The sequence below is a fragment of the Amycolatopsis decaplanina DSM 44594 genome (genome assembly GCF_000342005.1).
Lineage (GTDB): Bacteria > Actinomycetota > Actinomycetes > Mycobacteriales > Pseudonocardiaceae > Amycolatopsis > Amycolatopsis decaplanina.
This window is the reverse complement of the sequence record NZ_AOHO01000074.1, coordinates 80,797-104,401: the sequence shown is the minus strand read 5'-3', so window position 1 is coordinate 104,401 and position 23,605 is coordinate 80,797. Positions and strand designations below refer to the sequence as shown.

19 protein-coding genes are annotated in these 23,605 nt (G+C 68.6%); 10 read left to right on the top strand and 9 right to left on the bottom strand.

Features of this window, described 5'->3' with window-relative positions; genetic code table 11:
- Positions 1-87 precede the first annotated feature (87 nt).
- Complete coding sequence (locus H074_RS30720) at positions 88-1,440, top strand: TrpB-like pyridoxal phosphate-dependent enzyme (protein WP_039923710.1); 1,353 nt, start codon at positions 88-90, stop codon at positions 1,438-1,440.
- A 75-nt stretch (positions 1,441-1,515) separates the two neighbouring features.
- Here H074_RS30720 and H074_RS30715 read toward each other — a convergent pair whose 3' ends face one another.
- From H074_RS30715 to araD, 4 genes are all read right to left on the bottom strand, one after another.
- Positions 1,516-2,730, bottom strand: a complete 1,215-nt coding sequence (locus H074_RS30715; protein WP_235096913.1) for a GGDEF domain-containing protein — start codon at positions 2,728-2,730, stop codon at positions 1,516-1,518.
- Positions 2,731-2,891: 161 nt separating this feature from the next.
- Positions 2,892-4,103, bottom strand: a complete 1,212-nt coding sequence (locus H074_RS30710) for an MFS transporter (protein ID WP_007033976.1) — start codon at positions 4,101-4,103, stop codon at positions 2,892-2,894.
- Between the two features lie 144 nt (positions 4,104-4,247).
- Entirely contained in the window at positions 4,248-6,050 is a 1,803-nt protein-coding gene (locus H074_RS30705) for a VanW family protein (RefSeq protein WP_007033975.1), read from the bottom strand.
- Between the two features lie 150 nt (positions 6,051-6,200).
- Positions 6,201-7,919 (bottom strand): L-arabinonate dehydratase, encoded by a 1,719-nt coding sequence (gene araD, locus H074_RS30700; RefSeq protein ID WP_007033974.1) that lies wholly within the window; start codon positions 7,917-7,919, stop codon positions 6,201-6,203.
- A 35-nt stretch (positions 7,920-7,954) separates the two neighbouring features.
- On the opposite strand from araD, the gene H074_RS30695 reads away from it, so the two are divergent.
- Genes H074_RS30695 through H074_RS30685 form a run of 3 tightly spaced genes read left to right on the top strand, consistent with a single transcriptional unit; the run spans position 7,955 to position 10,128 of the window.
- The gene (locus H074_RS30695; RefSeq protein WP_007033973.1) at positions 7,955-8,614 is read left to right on the top strand and encodes a GntR family transcriptional regulator; all 660 of its coding nucleotides are present in this window, start codon (positions 7,955-7,957) and stop codon (positions 8,612-8,614) included.
- On the top strand, positions 8,614-9,117 hold the full coding sequence (locus tag H074_RS30690; protein WP_007033972.1) for a metallophosphoesterase family protein: 504 nt from the start codon (positions 8,614-8,616) through the stop codon (positions 9,115-9,117). The genes H074_RS30695 and H074_RS30690 overlap by 1 nt, the downstream gene beginning before the upstream one ends.
- Positions 9,118-9,135: 18 nt before the next feature.
- Positions 9,136-10,128: a PHP domain-containing protein gene (locus H074_RS30685; protein ID WP_007033971.1), complete on the top strand. Its 993-nt coding sequence runs from the start codon at positions 9,136-9,138 to the stop codon at positions 10,126-10,128.
- A 243-nt stretch (positions 10,129-10,371) separates the two neighbouring features.
- On the opposite strand, the gene H074_RS30680 is transcribed toward H074_RS30685, so the two are convergent.
- The 3 genes from H074_RS30680 to H074_RS41735 form a co-directional block, all read right to left on the bottom strand.
- The gene (locus tag H074_RS30680) at positions 10,372-11,223 is read right to left on the bottom strand and encodes a chitosanase (RefSeq protein WP_007033970.1); all 852 of its coding nucleotides are present in this window, start codon (positions 11,221-11,223) and stop codon (positions 10,372-10,374) included.
- Positions 11,224-11,406: 183 nt separating this feature from the next.
- Complete coding sequence (locus H074_RS41740) at positions 11,407-11,553, bottom strand: hypothetical protein (RefSeq protein ID WP_235096911.1); 147 nt, start codon at positions 11,551-11,553, stop codon at positions 11,407-11,409.
- 184 nt (positions 11,554-11,737) lie between these two features.
- Complete coding sequence (locus H074_RS41735; RefSeq protein WP_007033969.1) at positions 11,738-12,001, bottom strand: hypothetical protein; 264 nt, start codon at positions 11,999-12,001, stop codon at positions 11,738-11,740.
- A gap of 616 nt (positions 12,002-12,617) precedes the next feature.
- Between H074_RS41735 and H074_RS30670 the strand changes: the two genes are divergently transcribed.
- Entirely contained in the window at positions 12,618-13,007 is a 390-nt protein-coding gene (locus tag H074_RS30670) for a hypothetical protein (RefSeq protein ID WP_152521528.1), read from the top strand.
- A 2-nt stretch (positions 13,008-13,009) separates the two neighbouring features.
- Here H074_RS30670 and H074_RS30665 read toward each other — a convergent pair whose 3' ends face one another.
- Positions 13,010-14,191, bottom strand: coding sequence for a saccharopine dehydrogenase family protein (locus H074_RS30665; RefSeq protein WP_007033967.1), 1,182 nt, complete (start codon positions 14,189-14,191; stop codon positions 13,010-13,012).
- A gap of 19 nt (positions 14,192-14,210) precedes the next feature.
- The gene (locus H074_RS30660; RefSeq protein ID WP_007033966.1) at positions 14,211-14,852 is read right to left on the bottom strand and encodes a GOLPH3/VPS74 family protein; all 642 of its coding nucleotides are present in this window, start codon (positions 14,850-14,852) and stop codon (positions 14,211-14,213) included.
- Positions 14,853-15,054: 202 nt separating this feature from the next.
- Between H074_RS30660 and H074_RS30655 the strand changes: the two genes are divergently transcribed.
- From H074_RS30655 to hrpA, 5 genes are all read left to right on the top strand, one after another.
- Positions 15,055-16,521 (top strand): APC family permease, encoded by a 1,467-nt coding sequence (locus tag H074_RS30655; protein ID WP_007033965.1) that lies wholly within the window; start codon positions 15,055-15,057, stop codon positions 16,519-16,521.
- A 91-nt stretch (positions 16,522-16,612) separates the two neighbouring features.
- Positions 16,613-16,924 carry a hypothetical protein gene (locus H074_RS39615; protein ID WP_083920526.1) on the top strand — a complete coding sequence of 104 codons (312 nt, stop codon included), beginning with the start codon at positions 16,613-16,615 and terminating at the stop codon, positions 16,922-16,924.
- A gap of 40 nt (positions 16,925-16,964) precedes the next feature.
- On the top strand, positions 16,965-18,182 hold the full coding sequence (locus H074_RS30645) for a cation:proton antiporter (protein WP_007033963.1): 1,218 nt from the start codon (positions 16,965-16,967) through the stop codon (positions 18,180-18,182).
- A 13-nt stretch (positions 18,183-18,195) separates the two neighbouring features.
- Positions 18,196-19,359, top strand: coding sequence for a lactate 2-monooxygenase (locus H074_RS30640; RefSeq protein ID WP_007033962.1), 1,164 nt, complete (start codon positions 18,196-18,198; stop codon positions 19,357-19,359).
- A 138-nt stretch (positions 19,360-19,497) separates the two neighbouring features.
- The gene (gene hrpA, locus H074_RS30635) at positions 19,498-23,379 is read left to right on the top strand and encodes an ATP-dependent RNA helicase HrpA (protein WP_039923706.1); all 3,882 of its coding nucleotides are present in this window, start codon (positions 19,498-19,500) and stop codon (positions 23,377-23,379) included.
- Positions 23,380-23,605 lie beyond the last annotated feature (226 nt).

Below are 23,605 nucleotides of genomic sequence, written 5' to 3'. Positions count from 1 at the left end.
TCACACCGTAGTAGCGATCTCTGGTGCCGCGCCGTCCGTCCCTTTAGGTTGGAGACCGGTCCCGAGGCTCGAACGCAGGAGGCTCAAGTGGTGGAGCGGACGAAGTACGTTCTCGACGAAGCGGACATGCCGGCCAGGTGGTACAACGTCGTCCCGGACCTGCCGGAGCCGCCACCGCCGCCCCTGCATCCGGGCACCCGCGAGCCGGTCGGTCCGGACGATCTCGCGCCCCTGTTCCCGCAGGCGCTCATCGCTCAAGAGGTCAGCACCGAACGGTACATCGACATCCCGGAAGAGGTCCTGGACGTCTATCGGCTCTGGCGGCCGTCGCCGCTGTTCCGCGCGAGGCGGCTGGAGAAGGCGCTCGGCACCCCCGCCCGGATCTACTACAAGTACGAGGGTGTCAGCCCGGTCGGCTCGCACAAGCCCAACACCGCCGTGCCGCAGGCGTTCTACAACGCGGCGGAGGGTGTCACCAGGCTGACCACGGAAACCGGCGCCGGACAGTGGGGTAGCGCGCTCGCGTTCGCCTGCGCCACCTTCGGGCTCGAATGCGAGGTGTGGCAGGTCCGCGCTTCGTACGACCAGAAGCCGTATCGCAAGCTGATGATGGAGACCTTCGGCGCGACGGTGCACCCGAGCCCGTCCGAGCTGACCGCCTCCGGTCGCGCGATCCTGGCCGCCGACCCTGGATCGACCGGGAGCCTCGGCATCGCGATCAGCGAGGCGGTCGAGCAGGCGGCGCAGGCGGAGAACACCCGCTACGCGCTCGGCAGCGTGCTCAACCACGTGCTGCTGCACCAGACGATCATCGGCGAAGAGGCGCTCAAGCAGTTCGAACTGGCCGGGGACACTCCGGACGTCCTCGTCGGCTGCACCGGTGGCGGATCCAACTTCGGCGGGCTCGCCTTCCCGTTCCTGCGCGAGAAACTCGCCGGTCGGATGGACCCGGTGATCCGCGCGGTCGAACCGGCCGCCTGCCCGACCCTCACCCGGGGGAAGTACACGTACGACTTCGGGGACACCGCCGGGCTGACGCCGTTGCTGAAGATGCACACGCTCGGTCACGACTTCATCCCCGACCCCATTCACGCCGGTGGCTTGCGCTACCACGGGATGTCGCCGTTGATCTCGCACATCTACGAACTCGGGCTGATCGACGCGGTCGCCATCGGGCAGGAGGACTGCTTCGCGGCAGGCGTGCGGTTCGCCCGCACGGAGGGCATCATCCCCGCGCCCGAGCCGACCCACGCGCTCGCCGCGTGCATTCAGGAAGCGTTGCGGTGCAAGGAAACCGGAGAGGAGAAGGTGATATTGACCGCGCTGTGCGGGCACGCGCACCTCGACCTTCCGGCGTACGGCGCGTACCTGGCGGGCGACATCTCCGACCACGCGCTGCCCGATGAGGCCCTCGAGAAGTCCCTCGCCGGCCTTCCCTGATTCGCAATTCGGCACCTACTTGCGGTGAATGCGTGCGCAACCATCGCAAGTAGGTGCCGAATCGCGGCGGTGGGGTCAGCCGGTCACCTGGTAGCCCGACGTCCGGTTCCGCCCGGTGTTCTTGGCCTCGTAGAGCGCCCGGTCCGCGACGGCGATCACCGCGTCCAGATCGCTGACGCCCGGCCGGTCGGCGAGGCCGATCGACACGGTGACGTGTTCGGGCAGGTCGCCGGTGCGCGAAGCCACGCTCGACCGGATGCGTTCCGCGATCGCGTGTGCGTGCACGGCGGGCGTGCCGGGCAACAGGACGACGAACTCCTCGCCGCCGAACCGCCCGACCAGATCCGTGCCGCGCACCTCGGTGCGCAGCGTTTCCGCGATCGCCGCCAGATACCGGTCGCCGACCAGATGCCCGTGGCGGTCGTTGATCAGTTTGAACCGGTCGACGTCGACCATCAGCAGACTGGTGTGCCGTCCCGCGCGCCGCGCGCGGTCGAGTTCGTCGGTCGCCGCCTCGCGCCATGCCTTGGCGTTGAGCAACCCGGTCTTGGCGTCACTGCGCGCCTGCCGTCTCAGCTGCCGCAGCAGTACGCCGCGGTGCAGCACCAACGTGATCCCGACGACCAGCAGCAGCACCACCGGCCAGTCGCGCAGCGCCCACGCGACGATGACGCCGAGCGCGATCGTCGCCGCTTCGAGGGCGTATTCGAACGGCTTCGCCACCGCGTCGCGCAGTCGCTCGTGCGGGGTGCCGTAGTACACCGCGACCGTCATCAGCGCGGTATTGACCAGCAGGAACACTCCGCCCGCCGCGACCACCGACACGAACGAGGAGGCGTCGCGGGGGAGTACGTCGAACGGGGCCGCGTACAGCGAGAGGAAGGCGGCGGCCGCGAAACCCGAGAGCACGGTCGCCGACGTGGAGAACGTCCGCCGGAACAACGGGTTCGGCTGACCGCGAAACCAGCGGTAGAAGAACGACACGGCGATGACCAGCGCGGCGAGCCCCGGGTGCACCAGCAGCACGGCCGCGAAGGTCCAGACGCTGTCGAGCGAGATGTGCGGCGTGCCCGCGAACCGTTCCCGCACTTGCTCCACCGGACGTGACAACTCCGTGTACAGCACGGCGCTGGTGATCAGGATCGCGAAAGGGAGGGCGTCACCCTGAGTGAACGGTATCCGGAGAAAAGACCAGGCGGATCCGGCGATCGCCGCGACGTCCACCAGGAGGACGAAGCCGATCAAACAGCGGTTGGGTAGCCGCCACAGCGCCCAATTCGTTAGCGCCACGGAGAAGAACGTAATCGATTGGATACTAGGTGTCACTACGCTGTATGGGTAGGCGTGGGTGCACCACGTGTGACCGGAAGCGGCGCGGGGGAGAGGGCCGCGGGGTGGGAGAGGGGGTGAGCCCCATGCGCGGGCAGAACTGGTGAGTACCGGGTTCCGGTCTAGAGGGGGTGAAGAGGGGCCACGTGGCGCCAAGCCCGGGTGGCCGGAACAGCCACTACGAGACCGGCGAGTGCGATGACCGAGACCGTCGTCGCGGGTGAACCGAGCACGCCGACGAGCAGGCCGCCGGCGATGAGCCCGATTCCCTGCACGGCGATGAGTCCCGACCCGGCGAGGCCGAAGGCCTGGCCTCGTTCGGTGTCGGGTACCAATCGCATGAACGTGGTGCTCGCGGTGACCTGATAGGCCGCGCACATCCCGGACAGCACGAGCAGTCCGGCGGCGTAGGGGAGCGACGGCCGGAACCAGAACGCCGCGAGCGGCACGATCGCGCCGAGCGCCAGCGTTCCGACCATCCGCAACCGGACTTCGGGCCGCACGAGGCGGCCCAGCACGAACACCCCGAGCACGATCCCCGCCGGATGCGCCGCGAGCAGCAGTCCCGCCGTCGCCGCCCCGCCGCCGATCTCCGCGGCGTAGGGCACGGCGAGCCCTTCCGGCACGATCACGAAACCCGCGAGCCACGCCAGGCCGACCAGCGCGCGCAACCGGCGGTCGAGCCAGATCGTCCTTGCGCCCGCCGAAAGCCGCCGCAGGGTCGACGTCGCCGGGCCGCCGGAGCCCGAAGCGGGCCGCGCGTGGACACCCAGTCGCAGGACGATCGCCGAGACACCGAACGTCACCGCGTCCAGCGCCAGCCCGCGGCCCGGCCCGATCGCGGCGATCACCGCTCCGCCCAAGGCGAAGCCGGCGAGCTGGCCGATCTGGTTGGTGATCTTCAGCAGGGACTGGCCGAGCATGTAACGATCCCCGCTCAGCACCGACGGCAGGACCGCGGCCTGTGCGGCGGTGAACGGCGCGTTGGCCAGTTGCACCACCACCAGCACGGCGGCGAGCACGGGCAACGGGATGCCGGGGACGGCGAGCACCGCGACCAGGAGCGCGCGGACGACGTCGGAGCCGACCATCACCGCGCGGCGCGGGAACCGGTCGGCCAGTCCGCCGAGCAACGGCCCGCCGACCAGATCGGGAAGGTAGGTGAGCGCGTAGGTCAGCGCGGGCCAGGTCGCCGAACCGGTCCGCTGGAACACCAGCACCGACAGGGCGACCCTGGCCACCTGGTCACCGAGGATCGACTGGAGTTCCGCGAGCCAGATCGCCCGTAGTTCACCGACCGCGAGGACCTGCCGGAAGGTCGCCTTGGAGTCCACGAGGTGATCACCCCACTCGGTCGGGTGAGCGACTCAGCGTACCGCCCCGGACGCGCGCGGTGAACCTCGTAAGTACGTGAAGGCCCCCTTCACTGCGCTAGACGCAATGAAGGGGGCCTTCACGTACTTACGGGTCCCGTGGGGCTACTCCGTGCCGCAGGTGATCTTCGGCTGCGGGTTGTAGTGCACGTTCCGGGTGTGGCGCCGGATCTCGCGGCCGGTCGCGGCGTCCTTGATGACCCGGGTGTCCGACGTGGTGAAGCCGGGCGCGCCGTTGCTGGGCTTGCAGTTCTCGGCGGGGCCGGGCTTCGTCGGCGGGTCGGACGGGTTGGAGCGGCCGCCCGGGATCGACTCGACGGTGTACTTCTTGGTGCCCCAAAGCCGGATCGTGATGTCCGACGGCGTCCAGATGGTCTGGATCGCGACACCGGTGTCACCGTCGTTGGTGAACTTCAGGTCGATCACGCTGCCGCCGTTGTGGTTCTGGAACACGGTCGCCTCGCGCGCGGCGGGGTAGCGGCTGATGTAGTAGCTGTGTTCCTTGTGCTCGGTGTCCTTCATGCCGGCGAAGTACGAGGCGTTGTACAGCGTCGTCGCGAACTGCGAGATCCCGCCGCCGACCTCGCGGCCGGGCGCGCCGTCCTTGATGACCCCGGCCTCGACGTAGCCCTGTGCCGCGCCGCGCGGCCCGGTGAACCCGTTGAGGCTGAACGTCTCGCCCGGCTTCACGATGGCGCCGTTGACCTTCTGCGCCACGACCCGGATGTTCGTCCCCGAGTCCGGCGCGAACCCGCCGGTCTTGAACTCGCTGACGACCTCCTTGATGCCGAGCTGGTTCGCCTGCTCGGTGGTCACCTTGGCCGGGGTCTTCTTGTAGGTCACCGGCAGCTCGCGGGGCGCGGCGCGCTTGAGCACGTCGAGCACCGGCTTGAGACTCGGTTCCCAGTCGACGACGTTGGCGTCCTCGGAGGGCTGCACGGTCGGCTTGCCGCCTTCGAAGACGATCTGCGCGTCCTTGCCCTCCTTCTCGGTGGACTTCAGCTGCGGGCCCGCGGCCTCGATGATCTTGTTGTTGTCCACCTTCGGGTTCAGCACCCCGCCGTCGGCGGTTTCGAAGGTGAGCGCGCCCGCGATGTCCTCGGGTTTGACGACGGCGTCCTTGCCTTCGCCCTTGATGACCATCGGCGCCGCCACGGCGGGCTTCGCGATCTGCTCGAGGGCGGCGTGGACCGCCTCCGGCGAAACCTTGACCGGCGTCTGGGTGACCGCGAGCGTGAGCGGCTCGCCGCCGGCCCAGCGCTCCAGGACCGTCCGCTTGGCGGCTTCGAGGTCGAGCTTCTGCCCGGTCTTCGGCTCGACGGCGACCGGCTTGGCCTCCTCGAAGCGCACGGTGCCTTCGACGGGGTCGCGGTCGACCTTGTCGCGCAGGTTCTCCAGCGCGGCGGTGAGCTTGCCGTCGTCGGTCTGCGTGACGACGCCGACCTCGGTGGTCGAGAAGAACGACGCGATCCGCGTGAACGGGTTCAGCGGCTGATCGCCCGCCTGGTCGAGGGTGGCGGGCCAGTCGAGGCGCAGACCCGCGGTGTTCGGCGCCAGCGACTCCTCGGCGTCGCCCGCGACGATCTTCACCGGCCGGGTCAGCCGCGGCTCGATGCCGCCCCGGAGCTCCTTCTCGGCCGCCGCGCGGTCCATCCCGCCGACATCGACCCCGGCGACGGTGACGCCGCGGGGGACGCTGCCCTGGGAGACCAGCACGTCGAGGGCGTACGCGACGACCAGCAGGCCGAACACGCCGCCGCCGATGAAGGCGGCCTTGCGGTAGCTGCGACGGCGCTTCGGTGGCGCGGGCTCCTGAGGCGTGGCAGACTCCGCGAACCCGGACGTGACGACCGGGAGAATGTCCGTCTGCTCAGCGTGGGACTCGGGCCAGCGCGGTTCCTGCGGCAACTCTCCACCCTCCACGGTCCGGCTGGAGCCGGGCGTCGTGATCCAGCATCCGGGCCTTCCACACGTTCCGGACGTACGTTCAAGATACGGGGCGCGTTTTGTGGTCGTGCAACTCGCCCGGTTGGGTGAGCGGGCCACTCCGCCGAGTGGTCACTGGGCGTCAGGCTCCGGGTTTTCACCCACATGTGCGAGAAAGTCGAAGTCGCAGCCTTCGTCGGCTTGCGTGATGTGTCCGGAGTACAACGCGCCGTAACCCCGTTCGTAGTGTGGCGGCGGCGGAGTCCACCGAGCCCGGCGGCGTTCCAGCTCCGCGTCGGTGATATCGACACTGAGCCGTCGCGAAGGGACGTCCAAAGTGATCGGATCACCGTCTCGGACCAGTGCGAGCGGCCCGCCCACGTGGGATTCCGGCGCGACGTGCAGCACGCAGGCGCCGTAACTGGTGCCGCTCATCCGGGCGTCGGAAACGCGGACCATGTCCCGGACCCCCTTGGCCAGCAGGTGATCGGGCAGCGGCAGCATCCCGTACTCGGGCATGCCGGGGCCGCCGAGCGGGCCGGATCCGCGTAATACCAGAACGGAGTCCTCGGTGATGCCGAGAGCGGGATCGTTGATGCGCGCCTTCAAGTCCTTGTAGTCGTCGAAAACCACCGCGGGTCCAGTGTGGACGAGCAGCCGGGGTTCGGCGGCGATGTGCTTGATCACCGCGCCCGACGGCGCGAGGTTGCCGCGAAGCACCGCGACTCCGCCTTCGACGGCGACAGGGTTGTCGCGGGTGCGGATGACGTCGTCGTCGTGCACCCGCGCCGAAGTCAGGTTCTCGCCGAGAGTCCGGCCGGTGACCGTCACACGATCGGTGTGCAGCAGGTCGGTCAGCCGGGAGAGCAGACCGGGAAGTCCGCCGGCGTAGTAGAAGTCCTCCATCAGCCAGTCCCCGCCGGGTCGGATGTTCGCCAGTACCGGGACCCGGCGCGCGATCGTGTCGAAATCGTCGACGGACAACGGGATCCGCCCGCGCCCGGCCATCGCGATCAGGTGGATGACGGCGTTGGTGGAGCCGCCGAGCGCCAGCACGGTGGTGATCGCGTCGGCGTACGCGCGCTTGTCGAGGATCTTCGTGATGGTGAGGTCCTCCCACACCATCTCGACGACGCGCGCGCCGCTCGCCGCGGCCATCCGGTGGTGGGCCGAGTCGACGGCGGGGATGGACGCCGCGCCGGGCAAGGTCAGCCCGAGCACTTCGGCGACCGACATCATCGTGGCGGCGGTCCCCATCGTCATACAGGTTCCGGGGGAACGGGCCAGTCCACGCTCCAATTCGGACAGTTCCTCGTCACCGATCAGCCCGGCCCGTTTGTCGTCCCAGTACTTCCACATGTCCGTGCCGCTGCCGAGCACCTCGTCGCGCCAGTGACCGCGCAACATCGGGCCGGCGGGCACGAAGATCGCGGGCAGTCCCGCGCTCGTCGCGCCCATCAGCAACGCCGGTGTCGTCTTGTCGCAGCCGCCCATGAGCACCGCGCCGTCGACGGGGTAGGACCGCAGGATCTCCTCGGTCTCCATCGAAAGCAGGTTGCGGTACAGCATCGGTGTCGGCTTCTGGAAGGTCTCCGACAGGGTCGCGACCGGGAACTCCAGCGGGAACCCGCCCGCCTGCCACACCCCGCGTTTCACCTGTTCCGCCCGCTCGCGCAGATGCATGTGGCAGGGGTTGATGTCGCTCCAGGTGTTGAGGATCGCGATGACGGGTTTTCCGAGGTGTTCCTCCGGGTTGTAGCCGAGTTGCCTGCTCCGGGCCCGATGGCTGAAGCCGCGCAGTTCGTCGCCGCCGAACCAGCGGTGGCTGCGGAGTTCCTCAGGGTTCCTCATGACCGCGAGTATGGCATCTCATATATGATCGGCCCATGTCTTCGACCTTCAGCCTGCCCGCTTCGCGTACCGAAGTGGTGCTCGAAGAGATCCGCCGCGGCATCCTCACCCGGGAGCTGAAACCCGGCCAGCAGTTGGTCGAAGCCGAACTCGCTGCCCGGCTCGGAGTGTCCAAGACGCCGGTCCGCGAGGCGCTCAAGGTGCTGTCCAACACCGGACTCGTGACGTTCAGCCCGTACAAGGGCGCCTCGGTGTGCGTGGTGGACGCGGAGCTGGCGAAGTCCGTCTACGACGTCCGCATGGTGCTGGAGCCCGAAGCCGTGCGCCGATCGGTGGAGCGCCGTTCGCCGGACCTGCTCGAAGACGCCGCGGAAGCGTTGAAAGAGGCGTCGGCGGCGATCTCGGACAAGGACCAGGCCGCGCTCAGCCTGCTCAACCGCCGGTTCCACCGCGCGCTCTACCGCGGCTGCGGCAATCCGCTGATGGTCTCGATGCTGGACGATCTCAAGGACCGCGCCGCGCTGATCAGCGTGGTCGGCTGGGAGACGAATCCCAGCTGGCGCAAGGAATGGACCGAGCACAAGGCGGTGCTGGCGGCGGCGAAGAAGGGTGACGCCGACGGCGCGGCCGGGCTGCTGCGCGCCCACATCGGCGACTTCCTGGACCGGATCCTCGAAGCCATCGGGGACGAGTGATGCGCCTGCTGCTCATCGCCGACACGCATCTGCCGCTGCGTGCGAAGGCACTGCCGGGCCAGGTCTGGCGTGAGGTCGAAGCGGCGGACGTCGTCGTCCACGCCGGCGACTGGGTCGAGGCCGCCCTGCTCGATGAACTAGAGGCCCGGAGTGAGCGGCTCATCGGGGTCTACGGCAACAACGACGGCGCGGACCTGCGAGCGCGGCTCCCCGAGATCGCGCGGGCGGACCTCGACGGCGTCCGGCTCGCGGTCATTCACGAAACCGGCGGCAAACAGGGGCGCGAGCGTCGCTGCGACGAACTGTTCCCGGACGCCGACGTCCTCGTGTTCGGGCACAGTCACATCCCCTGGGACACGGTCACGCCGAACGGGTTGCGGCTGCTGAACCCCGGCTCGCCGACCGACCGGCGGCGGCAGCCGTTCTGCACGTATCAGACCGCCGAGATCCGCGACGGGGAGTTGAGCGACGTCGCTCTGCATGAGCTGCCTCTTCGCCGTTGACGGGGTAGACAGGTAGCCATGGAACCGGCACAGGCGTTGAGGGAGATCGCGTTCCGGCTGGAGCGCGCGGGCGAGCCGACCTACCGGGTGCGGGCGTTCCGGCAGGCGGCCTCGGTGATCGCCAAGGTCAAGCCGGACGACCTGCGCGAACGTGCCGCGGCGGGCACCTTGACCGCGTTGCCGAACATCGGCAAGGCGACCGCGGCCGTCGTCGAAGACGTCCTCGCCGGACGCCGTCCCGCGTACTTCGAGAAGATCGGTGAGCCGAAGCTGCCCGACGGCGGTCCGATGCGGGCGGCGTTGCGCGGCGACTGCCACACCCATTCGGACTGGTCCGACGGCGGAAGCCCGATCGAGGAGATGGCCGAGGCCGCCCGCGCGCTCGGCCACGAATGGATGGTGCTGACCGACCACTCGCCGCGCCTGACCGTCGCCAACGGCCTTTCGCCCGAGCGGCTGCGACGGCAGATGGACGTCGTCGCGGAACTGAACGAGACCATGGCGCCGTTCCGGATCCTGCACGGCATCGAGGTCGACATCCACCTCGACGGCACGCTCGATCAAGAGGAAGAACTGCTGGAGCGGCTGGACTTCGTCGTCGCGAGCGTGCACTCGAAACTGCGGATGCCCGCGAAGGAGATGACGCCGCGGATGATCGCCGCGGTGCGGCATCCGCGGGTCCGCGTGCTGGGGCACTGCACCGGCCGGCTGGTGATGGGAGCGCGAGGGAAGCGGCCCGAGTCGGAGTTCGACGCGGAGGCGGTGTTCACCGCGTGCCGGGACAACGGGGTCGCCGTCGAGATCAACTCGCGTCCCGAACGCCGGGATCCGCCGACGCGGTTGCTGAACCTGGCCGTGGACCTGGGCTGCGACTTCGCGATCGACAGCGACGCACACGCGCCGGGGCAGCTGGACTGGCTGGTCTTCGGCTGTGCGCGGGCCACCGAGCTGGGCATCGAGCCGGACCGGGTGATCAACACGCGGACCGCCGAGGACCTGCTGGCCTCGTGAGTGGTGAGGACGGTTCTAACCGTCCTTACCACTCACGAGCCCCCATCACGTACTGGCCGACCACCTGGGCCGACCATGCGCCCCGCCACCGCCCACGTCGCGAAAGCCACTTTCAGGACATCCAACGTCGCGAAAGTGGCTTTCGCGACACGCCCCCACACCACGCCACGTTCGCCTTACCCCTCAATAACTGTCCTCACCGCTCACGAGACGCGCCCCAACGCCTTGCCGCGCGCCGTGCCCCTAGGAGATCTCGTACGAGTCCCCGTACACCGCCCACTGCAGCGGGGTGTGCAGGTCGAGGTTGCCGTCGTTGAGCCACACCAGCTGGGCGGTGTCGATCCGCGAGGTGTCCGCGTGCGCCTCTTCCTGCTTCATGACCACGCGCCGCGCGTCGAGGAACGCCTTGAGGTACGCCGTCTCGTCACCACCCTGGGACGGCGGCTCGGCCTGCTGGATCGCGGCCGAACGGATGCCGCCGAAGCTGTCCTGGCTGGTGCCCGGGCCGTGCATCACGATGGCGTCGTAGTAGATGAATTGTCCCAGTGCGCCCAGACCGTCCGATTTGGCCTGGTTCACCGCCGGGTCGAAATAGACGCGGTCGCGTTCGCTGTTCTGCGCCGCCTGGAAGTCCTGACGAGCGGCGGCCTCCCGCCACGCGTTTTCGAAACCGCTGCCGAGGCCTTCGTGCGAATCGCTGCCGTCGACCTCGCGCAACGCCGGGAGGTATTCCGCGAGCGGGTTGTCCGGGACCGAGTTCGTATAGCGCTCGACGAGTTCCAGCATGTCGCCGGTGCCGGAGCAGAACCCGATGATGCCGGCGGTGTACCCGCGTCCATCGTTGATGTCCTCGATGTAGGAGTACTGCGCTTTCCAGTCCAGGGAGGAGTTTTCCGCGCTGGAGACGATCTGCATCGCGATCTCCTTCTTCTCCGGCGAGGCGAGATCGCCACCGGAACCGAAGATCGACGCCGACGCCGGGGCAGGTTCGGCGGACGCGAGTGAGGAGATCGCGACCGGGCCGGAAACGGCGAGAGCGAGAACGGAGATAGCGCCGAGAGCGCGGCGCATCGCGGGCCGCAGGATGTCACTCATGAAAGGTGTCCCTTTCCACAGAGAATTGTCATCTTCTGTCAGGTGTTGCTGCGGCGTGCGCACACGATAACCACGGGTGACAGTTTCCGGCAAGGGGGAGAGGCGGTTAAAGATTCCTGCGCAGCAAGGCCGATGCCAGCGGCGTGAGGTGGTGCCGCACCGTGTTGCCCTGGCGCAGGCTGATCACGAGACCCGCTCCAGTACGGCGGCACGGGGGTGCCTCATCAGCGCCGACAAGGCGGAGCCGTGGTCGTGGGGCACGGCCTCGGGAAGTTGCTGCTCGATGGGATGGACGAGCACCGGCACCTGGTCGTTCTCGATCAGGGTCATCCCCGGTCCGCCAGCAGAAGAACGACGGGATGAGCGGCAGCCGCCGCCCGCCGAGGTGGAGGTCGTGGCGCACCGGGTGGTCGACCTCGAGTACCGGCGCTCAACAACCCTTCGACGCCGTTGGTGAGCAGAATCCACGCCTGTCTCGCCAGATCCCGTCGCAGGGCACAGCGCTTGGTGCCGCTCACCAGTTCAAGTTGCTCTTCGAGGTCTTCGCCCGAGGGCGCGAGGAAATCGGGAAGTACCCGCTGGGTGGGACCAGCGTCAGCAACGGCCCGGCCGCCTTCGGAAACCGGCTACGGACGGTGCCGCGCCACTTCCGGACCGGCAGGCCACCGTCCCCACGCTGCAGCCGACGCAGGCTCAACGTCGTCTCCCACATCGGATCCGGCTTCTTCGCGACCCTGACCCTGCCAAGGTCCTCCCCGGAAACATGCACGCGCAGCACAGCTTCTCCTCCCCAGTCCCCGGAGGAATTAGCGCACGAGAGGCGCGGTTTGGCGATGTTTCAGCCGGAACTATTGAGGGGTAAGGCAAAGGTGGCTAAGTCCTGATGGCGAGGCTCGTGAGTGGTAAGGACGGTTAGAACGGACCGGTATTTGCCTACCTGCTGCTGACCTGCACAAGGGCGACGATCCCAGCGGGGTCGGGATCGTCTATGAAGGAATCAGGACACTCAACGTCCCGATTCCTTCATAGACGCGACGTGACCCCCGTCGCGGACCATGATCAACGGAGGATCCGGGACACTCAACGTCCTCAATCCTCCGTTGATCAAGGCTGTGCCACTCAAACCCGGCGGCCGACACACCGCCCACCCGCACCAGCCCCACCGCTCAGGTCGCCTGAATGAAGTACGTGAAGGTCGAGTTTCCTCGGCTCAGCCGAGGGAAGGGGGCCTTCCCTCGCCGACCACCTGGACCGACCGTCCACCCCTGCCTACACGACGTTGCGAAAGAGGCTTTCGCAGCCACCTTTGCCTTACCTCTAACTAAAACTGCGCTGGGCGGCCCAGTGTGCCTGGCACGGTTCGTGGAGCCAGGTCCACTACTGAGGGGATGAAGATGAACATCGGAAAATTCGGCCTCGCCGCCACGGGTGCGGTGATGGCGTTCGGGTCGCTGTTCGCGGCCACGCCCGCCACCGCGGCGACCAGCGGAGAGATCTCGATCCAGCAGGAGTGCCGGAACGCGCCGTACTATCCGTCGGTCGCGGGCGGCTGGGCCGAGTTCACCGTCAGGTGCGGCGGCAACACCGTGACGGTCTCCGGCCGGGTGGTCGACACGAGCGCCGACAACAGGTGCGCTCGGATCAAGGTGTACTGGCCCAGTGAAAACCGGACCTCCTACAGCCCGAAGGCCTGCCCGGAAGGCCAGTCCAAGGACTTCACCTTGTACGGGCTCTACGCGGCCAACCCGCAGGTCACGCTCTACACCGAGCGTGCCGGCGGCTGATCTCAGCCGGCGCGGTGAGGCAGTGTCGCGAAGCGCAGGCCGGCGTCGCTCAGCCTGTCGATCAGCGCCTGCCCCATCGCGGTCGCCGTGGTGACCTGCCCGGCCGTCGCGGGCAGGTCGTCCAGCGCCAGGCACAGGGCGGACTCGCCGAGCATCTTCGCCGTCTCGCCGTAACCCGGGTCGCCGCCGGACACCTCGGTCACGACACGTTCACCGCCGCTCTCGGCGTGGAATCGCACGGAGAACCACGACCGTGCCCGCCGCTGCTCGTCCGGTCCACCGCCGGGTTTCAGCAGCTTCGACAGCGCCCGCCGCGCGGGCGGGAGCTGGGCGGCGGCGAAGACGAGACCCATCCCGGCGGCACCGGCGGCCACCACCGGAAGCCGTTTCACGGCCGCGAAATGCCGGTACGTGAAGTCGGGTCCGTACGCCGGGAGGGCGGCGGCGGAACGTTCGACGATCATCGGGTCGATGGTCGGCAGCGGCACCGCCCAGAAACCATCGGGGTTGCGGTGCGGCGTGCCCAGCGGGGCGCGCGCACGACGGTCTTCCGGCCGCGGTTCGGCCGCCGCGCGGTCGCGCGCGGCGCGGAAACTCGACGGCAGCCGGGAAAACGCTGTCAGCGCTGAAAGGAAAGTGCCGCCGGACGGCACTGCGCCCGCGCGCACGTATCCGTCGATCCGGATCGGTTTACCTTGCGGCAGCTGGGAAACCGTGAAGAGGGCGCCGAGGTCGTGCGGGATCGAATCGAAACCGCACGCGTGCACCAGCCGGGCTCCGGTCCCGGCGGCGCGGGCGTGGTGGGCGAGGTACATCCTGTCGACGAACTCGGGCTCGCCGCACAGGTCGGCGTAGTCGGTCCCGGCCTCGGCGCACGCGGCGACCAGCGGCTCTCCGTAGTGGACATACGGGCCGACCGTGGTGGCGACGACCTTCGCGGACTCCGCGACCTTCCGCAGCGAGTCCGCATCGGAGACGTCGGCTCGCAACAGCGGTAGTCCGGAGAACTCCGGGTTGATCGAGAAAAGCTTTTCCCGCAAGGCTTCCAGCTTGACGGGGTCGCGTCCGGCCAAGGCGAGGCGCAGACCGGGCGGTGCGGTTCGGGCGAGATACTCCGCCGTCAGGCCACCGGTGAATCCGGTGGCGCCGAACAGCACGACGTCGTGGTCACGGTCGGTGGGCATGGCGTCAGGCTACCGCCGGTCATCGCCTGTCGCCGGTGTAGACGACGGCGGCGCTCACCGCGTCCACCCCCGAGATCAGTTCGGCGAGCGCCTTCGGGAGATCCCGGTGGGTGGACTCCGCCCAGGCCCGCAGGCCGGCGCGGTCGAGTTCCGGTTCGCAGAAGTCGTCGAGACCGATGGTCCAGGCCAGCAGGGCCAGGCACACCGAATGCGGATCGGGCTGTTCGGTGCCGAGGACGGCCGTCCTCACCTTGCTGCGCGCGGCAGTCGACATCAGCAGATCCCGCGGCGGGTACCGGTGATTCTTCCGCATGGGCACCCGGTCTGTCTCACGGTCGATCACTCCCGCGGCGAGCAGATTGTCCGCGACCGTTTCCCCGAGATCCTGGCGGAGATGGCCGACCCATTCCCGGACGGTGTGCCGCTCGCGTTCGCCGAGGATTTCCGAGAACACCTCGTCCAGCGGGGGATGGGCGAGGCCGCGCCGGGACAGTGGCCGGATTCGCTTGCGTTCCACGGTGATCCGCTCGGCGAGGAGGAGATCGCAGAGCGCGGAACCGGCCATTCCGATGCCGAGTCCCGTGCGGCGCAGCGCGGGTTTTCCGGTGAACTCGTCGTGGGCGAGGAAGAACAGGGAATCGACCAAGGTCAGCCGACGCATGAATGGCACGCCCCCCGGCGTTGTAGTGCGGGACGGCCAAAGTAGCGGTAGCACGCGTACCGCTGCGACCCTAGGTCCGTTTTTAGCCTGAACGGACGTATCTCGCCGGGGTGCCCGGCCCTAGGGTGGGATGGCTCTCGCAAGATCAAGAACGCGCGCCGAACACGTTCGCCGCCAAACCGACGTCCGGGGGGACGGGTTCATGGGTATGCAAAGGCCGAGGCGCGGTCTCGGTCATCGGCGGCTCGGAGCCGCCCAGATCGTCTTCTTCGTGGTGGCCGCGGCGGGTCCGCTCTTCGCCATCGCGGGCGGGGTCCCGACGAACTACGCGGTCACCGGCAGCGTCGGGGTACCGCTGTCGTTTCTTCTGCTCGCCCCGATACTGGGCCTGTTCGCGGTCGGGTACGCGGCGATGAGCCGCTACATCACCAACGCGGGCGCGTTCTACCCCTACGTCGCCAACGGGGTCGGCAAATCCACCGGCGCCGGGATCGCGTTCGTCGCGCTGGCCTCCTACAACGCCATCCAGATCAGCATCTACGGCCTGTTCGGCTGGTCGGTGTCGACCTGGCTGGGCACGCTCACCGCATCCCCGCCGCCGTGGTGGCTGTGCGCGCTGGTGATGGTGCTGATCGTGGGCGCGCTCGGTGTCCTGCGGGTCGATCTGAACGCCAAGGTGCTCGGGGTGGCACTGTGCCTCGAGGTGGCGGTCGTCGCGATCGTCGACATCGCGTTGTTCGCGAATCCGGCCGGTGGCGCTGTTTCCTGGGTTCCGCTGGAGCCGTCGAGCCTGTTCACCACCGGCGTGGGCGCGGTGTTCGCGTTCTCCGCCGCCGCGTTCATCGGCTTCGAGGGCGCGGCGACCTACGGCGAGGAGACGCGGGAACCCAGCCGCACGGTCGGCCGGGCGACCTTCGCCGCGATCGGGCTCACTGCGGTGCTCTACGTCGTCTCGTCGCTCGCGCTGGCCGTGGGCGCCGGACCGGACGTCATCGTCACCACCGCGGCCGCGCAGGGACCGGATCTGCTGTTCAACCTGGCGGGCCGGCATCTCGGCGAGACGTTCTCCGACGTCGCGTACACGCTGTTCGTGACCGGTCAGTGCGCGGCGCTGCTGAGTTTCCACAACGCCGTCGCGCGGTACTTCTTCGCGCTGGGCAGGGAAGGGCTGCTGCCGCGCGCACTGGCCAAGGTCAGCAAACGCACCGGCGCGCCGGTGGCCGGTTCGCTCACGCAGACCGCGCTCGCGCTGGTGGTCGTGTCGCTGTTCGCGATCGCGGGCCGCGACCCGGTGACCGAACTGTTCACCTGGCTCGGCACGACGGCGTCCACCGGTGTCGTGGTGATCATGATCGCCGTCTCGCTGTCGGTGATCGGCTTTTTCAAACGGCGCCGCCACGCCGAAAACGCTTGGCGCCGCTGGATCGCGCCAGGACTGGCGATGCTCGCCCTGTCGGTCGTCCTCGCGCTGATCCTGCTCAACTTCGATCTGCTGCTCGGCCCGGCCGGGACGTTCCTGTTGCGCTGGGGGCTTCCCGGTCTCGTGCTCGTCGCCGCGCTGGTGGGCTTCCTGCGCGCGGAAGTGTTGCGGACGCGGGATCCCGAGACGTACGCGGCCATCGGCGGTCCGCCCGAAGACGAGGAGTCCGTCGCCGCCAAACTGTCCTAAATGGACATCGTGATCGACGTGCCCAGGTGGCGCGAGTCGTGACGGATCCCTCGTCGATATGTCTATAAAGGAATGGTAAAGTCGTGGGCAGATGACGACGAACCGTGCCCCCGCCTCACGGCACCGTTCCGTCTTCTTCCTCCTGATCTTGCTTGTCTTCGCCTTCGTCACGCCGACCGTTCCCCACGGGCACGGCCGAGCCGCGAAGGAAGACCCTGTAGCCGTCTTCGCGACCCATCCGCTGCCCGCCTTCCATGGCGGGCAAGCCGTTCCCCTCGCCGACGTTCCCGCCGAAGCGGAGACCGTCGACCTCCCCGACGCCGGCCACGTCCCTGAGCAGGGCGAATCCGTCGTCGTCACCCGTGCGGTGCCCCAGGCGCCCGCGCGGGCGCCTCCGCGCTGAGCCGGTCCTCATCCCGCATCAGCCACCATCGGAGGTCTCCATGAGTTCCGGTCATGCCCTGCTGGCCGTCGGCGGGGCGTTCCTCGCCGCCGGTGTCATCGCCAGAGCAGGCGCCCGCATCGGGCTGCCCACCATCCCCCTGTTCATGCTGGCCGGTTTCGTCTTCGGCCCCAACACTCCCGGGCTGTCCCTTGTGGACGATCCGGCCGAACTCGGTGTGCTCGCCGGGCTCGGTCTCGTCTTCCTCCTGTTCTACCTCGGCCTCGAGTTCTCGCTCGACGACCTGGCCAAGGGCGGGCGCAAACTCGTCTGGTCCGGGCTGAGCTACCTGATCCTCAATATCGGCGGCGGGCTCGCCTTCGGCTTCCTGCTGGGCTGGGGGACCAGGGAAGCGCTGGTCATCGCCGGTGCGATCGGTATCTCGTCGTCGGCGATCGTCACCAAGCTCCTGCTCGAATCCCGCCGGATGAACAACCCCGAATCCCGGCTGATCATGGGCATCATCGTGATCGAGGACCTGTTCCTCGCGCTGTACCTGGCCTTGCTGCAACCGGTGCTGTCCGGTGCCGGGAGTTTCGGCTCGGCGATCGCGGACTTCGGCAAGGCCTTCGCGTTCCTGATCGTGATGGCCGCGCTCGCCCGCTGGGGTGGTCGCGTGGTGTCGAAGCTGTTCGGTTCGGCCGACGACGAACTGCTGACCGTCTGCTTCGTCGGTGTCGCCGTCATGGGTGCCGCCGTCGCCGAAGAGGTCGGCGTGTCCGACGCCATCGGCGCGTTCATGGTCGGCATGATGCTCGGCGGGTCGAAGGTCGCGCCGCGTATCCACAAGCTGGTGCTCCCGCTGCGGGACGCGTTCGGCGCGTTGTTCTTCTTCATCTTCGGGCTCAGCATCGACCCGAACGCGGTCGGCTCGGTGGTCGTGCCGGTGCTGGTCGCGGTGGCGCTGACGATCGTGCTGAACCTGGGCGCGGGCGCGCTGGCCGCGCGGCTGCACGGGTTCGATCGCCAGGCCGGGGTGAACATCGGGCTGACCGTGCTCACCCGCGGCGAGTTCTCACTGGTGCTCGCCACGATGGCGACCGCGGCCGGGCTGGACTCGCGGGTCGCGCCGTTCGTCGCGGGCTACGTCCTGCTGCTGGCCGTGATCGGTCCAGTCGCGGTCATCCGCTCGGAGAAACTCACCTGGTTGCTACCGGCGAGTATTGTCCGGGGGACTTCGACCCGCCGAGGCCGCGAAGAACCGGCCCGGGCGACGTGACTAGGAGGCCTGGGTGACGGAGTGGTTCGGCGGCTACCAGAACGAGATCTACCTGCAGGGACTCGGCGGGACCTTCCCGCCGTGCTCCACCGACGCCACGAAACTGGAGGAGTCGGCGCGGGAGATCCTCGGGCCCGGCCCGTTCTGGTACGTCGCGGGATCGGCCGGTTCCGGCGCCACCGCACGCGCCAACCGCGAGGCGTTCGACCGCTGGCGCCTGGTGCCCCGGATGCTCACCGGCGCCACCGAACGCGATCTGTCGGCGACGGTACTGGGGACGCCGGTACCGGCGCCGGTGCTGCTGGCACCGGTCGGCGTCCAGTCGATCGTGCACGAGGGAGCCGAACCGGCGGCCGCGCGGGCCGCGGCGTCGGTCGGCCTGCCCTACGTCATGTCGACGGCGTCGTCCACGAGCATCGAGGACGTCGCCGAAGCCAGTGGTGAGGGGCCGCGCTGGTTCCAGCTGTACTGGCCGACCGACAACGACGTCTGCGCGAGCATCCTGGCGCGGGCGAAGGCGGCGGGCTTCACCACGCTCGTGGTCACGCTCGACACCTGGACCCTCGCGTGGCGCCCGAACGACCTCGACCACGCGTACCTGCCGTTCATCAAGGGCGAGGGGCTCGGCGTCCCGCTCAGCGATCCGGTGTTCCGCGGCCTGCTGGAGAAGACGCCGGAAGAGGATCCGCCCACCGCGATCCTGCGCTGGATCTCGATGATCACCGGCACCGACAGCACCTGGGACCGGCTGCCGTTCCTGCGCGAGCACTGGGACGGGCCGATCGTGCTCAAAGGCATCCAGCACCCCGACGACGCGCGCCGCGCCGTCGACGCCGGGATGGACGGGATCGTCGTGTCCAACCACGGTGGCCGCCAGGTCGACGGCGCGGTCGCCTCGCTCGACGCCCTCCCGGAGATCGTGGCCGCGGTCGGCGACCGGCTCGAGATCCTGTTCGACTCCGGGATCCGCACCGGCGCCGACATCGCCAAGGCGCTCGCGCTCGGGGCCAAGGCCGTGCTGGTGGGGCGGCCGTGGGTGTACGGGCTGGCGCACGCGGGGGAGGCGGGTGTCCGGCACGTGCTGCGGAGCCTGCTCGCCGACCTCGACCTGACCATGGGCCTGTCCGGGCACCGCACCCTCGCCGACCTCACCCCCGCCTCCCTGCGGCACTCCTGACCCCTCGCAATTCGGCACCTGGTTGCGATAGTTCGCTCTGCCAACTATCGCAACCAGGTGCCGAATTGCGGTTGTGGTGGTGACGTGCGGGATATTCGGAGGCCCGGATCGTCACGCAGGGCTATCCTGGTGCCGGTCATGGCTGCTCAACCTTCCCCGCTCGGCGCCCTGCGCGCTCGCCTGCCCGAATTGATGTCGCGCGACGAGCACCGCCTCCGGCGCCGGCTCGACGGTGCCCGGAAAGCGCGCGACGCCCAGAGCGTCGCCGCGCGGATCGAGGCCGACATCGAGGCCGCCGAACTCCGGATCACCCGCAGGCGCGACAGCGTCCCGAAGATCTCGTTCCCCGAAGAGCTGCCGGTCAGTCAGCGCAAGGACGAGATCGCCGAGGCCATCCGCGACCACCAGGTGGTGATCGTCGCGGGCGAGACCGGGTCCGGGAAGACGACCCAGCTGCCGAAGATCTGCCTCGAACTCGGTCGCGGCATCCGGGGCCAGATCGGGCACACGCAGCCCAGGCGGCTGGCCGCGCGCACGGTCGCCGATCGCATCGCCTCCGAGCTGAACACCGAACTCGGCGAGACCGTCGGCTACAAGGTCCGGTTCACCGACCAGTCCGGCCAGGACACGCTGGTCAAGCTGATGACCGACGGCATCCTGCTCGCCGAGATCCAGACCGACCGGATGCTGCGGCAGTACGACACGCTGATCATCGACGAGGCGCACGAGCGCAGCCTCAACATCGACTTCATCCTCGGCTACGTCAAGCAGCTCCTGCCGCGCCGCCCCGATCTCAAGGTGATCATCACTTCGGCGACGATCGACCCGGAGCGGTTCTCCAAGCACTTCGACGACGCGCCGATCGTCGAGGTCTCCGGCCGGACGTATCCGGTGGAGGTGCGCTACCGGCCGATCATCGACCCGGACGATCCGGACGCCGATCAGGATCGCGACCAGACGCAGGCCATCTGCGACGCCGTCGACGAACTCCAGCACGAGGGCCCCGGAGACATCCTGGTGTTCCTCTCCGGCGAGCGGGAGATCCGCGACGCGGCGGACGCCTTGTCCAAACAAGACCTGAAGAACACCGAGATCCTCCCGCTGTACGCCCGGCTTTCGTCGTCGGACCAGCATCGGGTGTTCCAGCGCCACACCGGCCGCCGTGTCGTGCTCGCGACGAACGTCGCCGAGACCTCGCTGACCGTGCCCGGCATCAAGTACGTCGTCGACCCCGGCACCGCGAGGATCTCGCGCTACAGCCACCGCACCAAGGTGCAGCGGCTGCCGATCGAGCCGGTCTCGCAGGCGTCGGCGAACCAGCGCAAGGGCCGCTGCGGCCGGACGTCCGACGGTATCTGCATCCGCCTGTACTCCGAGGACGACTTCGACGCCCGGCCCGAGTTCACCGATCCGGAGATCCTGCGGACCAACCTCGCGTCGGTCATCCTGCAGATGACCTCCCTCGGGCTCGGCGACATCGCGGCGTTCCCCTTCGTGGAACCGCCGGACCGCCGTCAGGTCACCGACGGTGTCCAGTTGCTGCAGGAACTCGGCGCGTTCGAGATGTCGGACGGCAAGAAGCTCACCGAAACCGGCCGCAAGCTCGCGCAGCTCCCGGTCGACCCGCGGATGGCGCGGATGGTGCTGGAGGCCTCGCGCAACGGCTGCGTCCGCGAAGTGATGATCATCGCGGCCGCACTGTCCATTCAGGACCCGCGTGAGCGGCCGGCGGAGAAGCAGCAGGCGGCGGACGAGCAGCACGCGCGGTTCGCGGACAAGACTTCCGACTTCCTGGCGTACCTGAACCTGTGGGAGTACGTCAGCGAGCAGCAGAAGGCGTTGTCCACCAACCAGTTCCGCCGGATGTGCCGCAACGAGTACCTGAACTACCTGCGCATCCGCGAATGGCAGGACATCTTCAGCCAGCTGCGTCAGCTGGCCAAACCGCTCGGCATCACCCTCGGCACCTCCGGCCCGGTCGATCCGCAACGTGTGCACACGTCGCTGATCGCCGGGCTGTTGTCGCACGTGGGCCTCAAAGACCCGGCCAAGGGCGACTACCTCGGCGCGCGCGGGGCGCGGTTCTCGGTGTTCCCGGGTTCGGCGTTGTTCAAGAAGCAGCCGCGGTTCGTCATGTCGGCCGAACTGGTCGAGACCTCGCGGCTGTGGGGCCGGGTCAACGCGCGGATCGAGCCGGAATGGGTCGAGCCGCTCGCCGGTCACGTGGTGAAGCGGAATTACTCCGAGCCGCATTGGGAACGCAAGCAGGGCGCGGTGATGGCGCTCGAGAAGGTGACCCTGTACGGCGTTCCGCTCGTCGCCGACCGCCGGGTCAACTACGGCCGCATCGACCCGGAGACGAGCCGCGAACTGTTCATCCGGCACGCACTCGTCGAGGGCGACTGGGAGACCAGGCACAAGTTCTTCTCCGAGAACCGCGCGCTGCTCGACGAGGTCGAGGACCTGGAGAACCGGGCCCGCCGCCGCGACATCCTGGTCGACGACGAGACGCTGTTCGAGTTCTACGACCAGCGTGTCCCGGCCGACGTCGTCTCCGCGCGGCATTTCGACAGCTGGTGGAAGAAGGCGCGGCACACCGAGCCCGACCTGCTGAGCTTCGAGAAGACGATGCTCATCAACGAGACCGCGGGCGGCGTGCGCGAGGCCGACTACCCCGACTTCTGGACGCAGGGCAGCCAGACCTTCAAACTGACGTACCAGTTCGAGCCGGGTGCCGACGCGGACGGCGTCACCGTGCACATCCCGCTGCCGGTGCTGAACCAGGTCACCGCGGACGGCTTCGACTGGCAGGTCCCCGGTCTGCGCGAAGAACTGGTGACGCAGCTGATCAAGTCGCTGCCCAAGGCGATCCGGCGCAACTTCGTGCCGGCGCCCGATCACGCGAAACTGGTGTTGGCGCGGGTCGGCCCGGCCGACGGGCCGCTGCGGCACGCCGTCGCCGACGAATTGGAAGCCCTGCGCGGGGTGGTGATCCCCGACGACGCCTGGCAGCCGTCGGCGATCCCCGAGCATTTGAAGATGACCTTCCGCGTGGTCGACGTCCGGGGCAAGAAGGTGTCCGAGGGCAAGGACATCGAGGCGCTCAAACGAGACTTGAGCGGCCAGGTGCGGGCGACGATCTCCAAGGCCGCCGACAGCATCGAGCGCGAGGGCCTGACGACGCCCGCGTTCGGCGAACTGCCGAAGGTGTTCGCGAGCAAACAGCGCGGACACGACGTCAAGGCGTATCCGGCGCTGGTCGACGAAGGCGGTTCCGTGGCGGTGCGGCTGCTGGACACGCCGGGCCAGCAGGAACAATCGATGTGGGCGGGCACGCGGCGGATGCTGCGGTTGAACATCGCGTCGCCGATGAAGTTCATCACCCGCAACCTCGGCAACTCGTCGAAACTCGTGCTGAACCGGAATCCGCACGGCTCGGTGGCGGCCCTGCTCGAAGACTGCGTCGACTGCGCGGTCGACAAACTCGTGGCCGACAACGGTGGTCCGCGCTGGGACGAAGCCGGATTCGCCGTCCTGCTGGAAAAGGTGCGCGCCGGGCTGAATCCCGGGGTGCTCGACGTGCTGACCGACGTCGAGAAGATCCTGCGCGCGGCCAACGACGTCGAAACGCGGCTGGCCGACACCAGGGGCCCGGCGGATTCGCTCGCGGACATCCGGGCGCAGCTGGACGGCTTGGTGTACAAGGGTTTCGTCACCGAAACCGGGCAGGACAGGCTGAAGCACGTCGTCCGCTACCTGCGGGGGATCGAACGGCGGCTGGAGAAACTCCCGACCGAGCCCACGCGCGACATCCAGCGCACCGGCGACATCGCGTGGCTGCGTAACGAGTATCAGGCCGCGCTCGACGCGGTTCCGCCGGGGACGAGTTCTCCCGCGCTGCGGGAGATCCGGTGGATGATCGAGGAACTGCGGGTCAGCTTCTTCGCCCAGACGCTGGGTACCGCCCACCCCGTCTCCCTGAAACGCGTCATCCGCGCCCTCGACGACGCCGCCGCCTGATCACGCGAGTTCCGCCTTCAATCACGCGAGTCCCGCGCCCAATCACGCGAGTTCGCCGCCTGATCACGTGTGTCGTCCATCTGATCACGCGAGCCGTCCGGCTGATCACGCGCTCCGCGACGTGGAGGCCGGACTCGCGTGATTGGGGTCGGAACTCGCGTGATTGGAAGCGGGACTCGCGTGATTGAACGGACGACACGCGTGATTGGAGGACGAACTCGCGTGA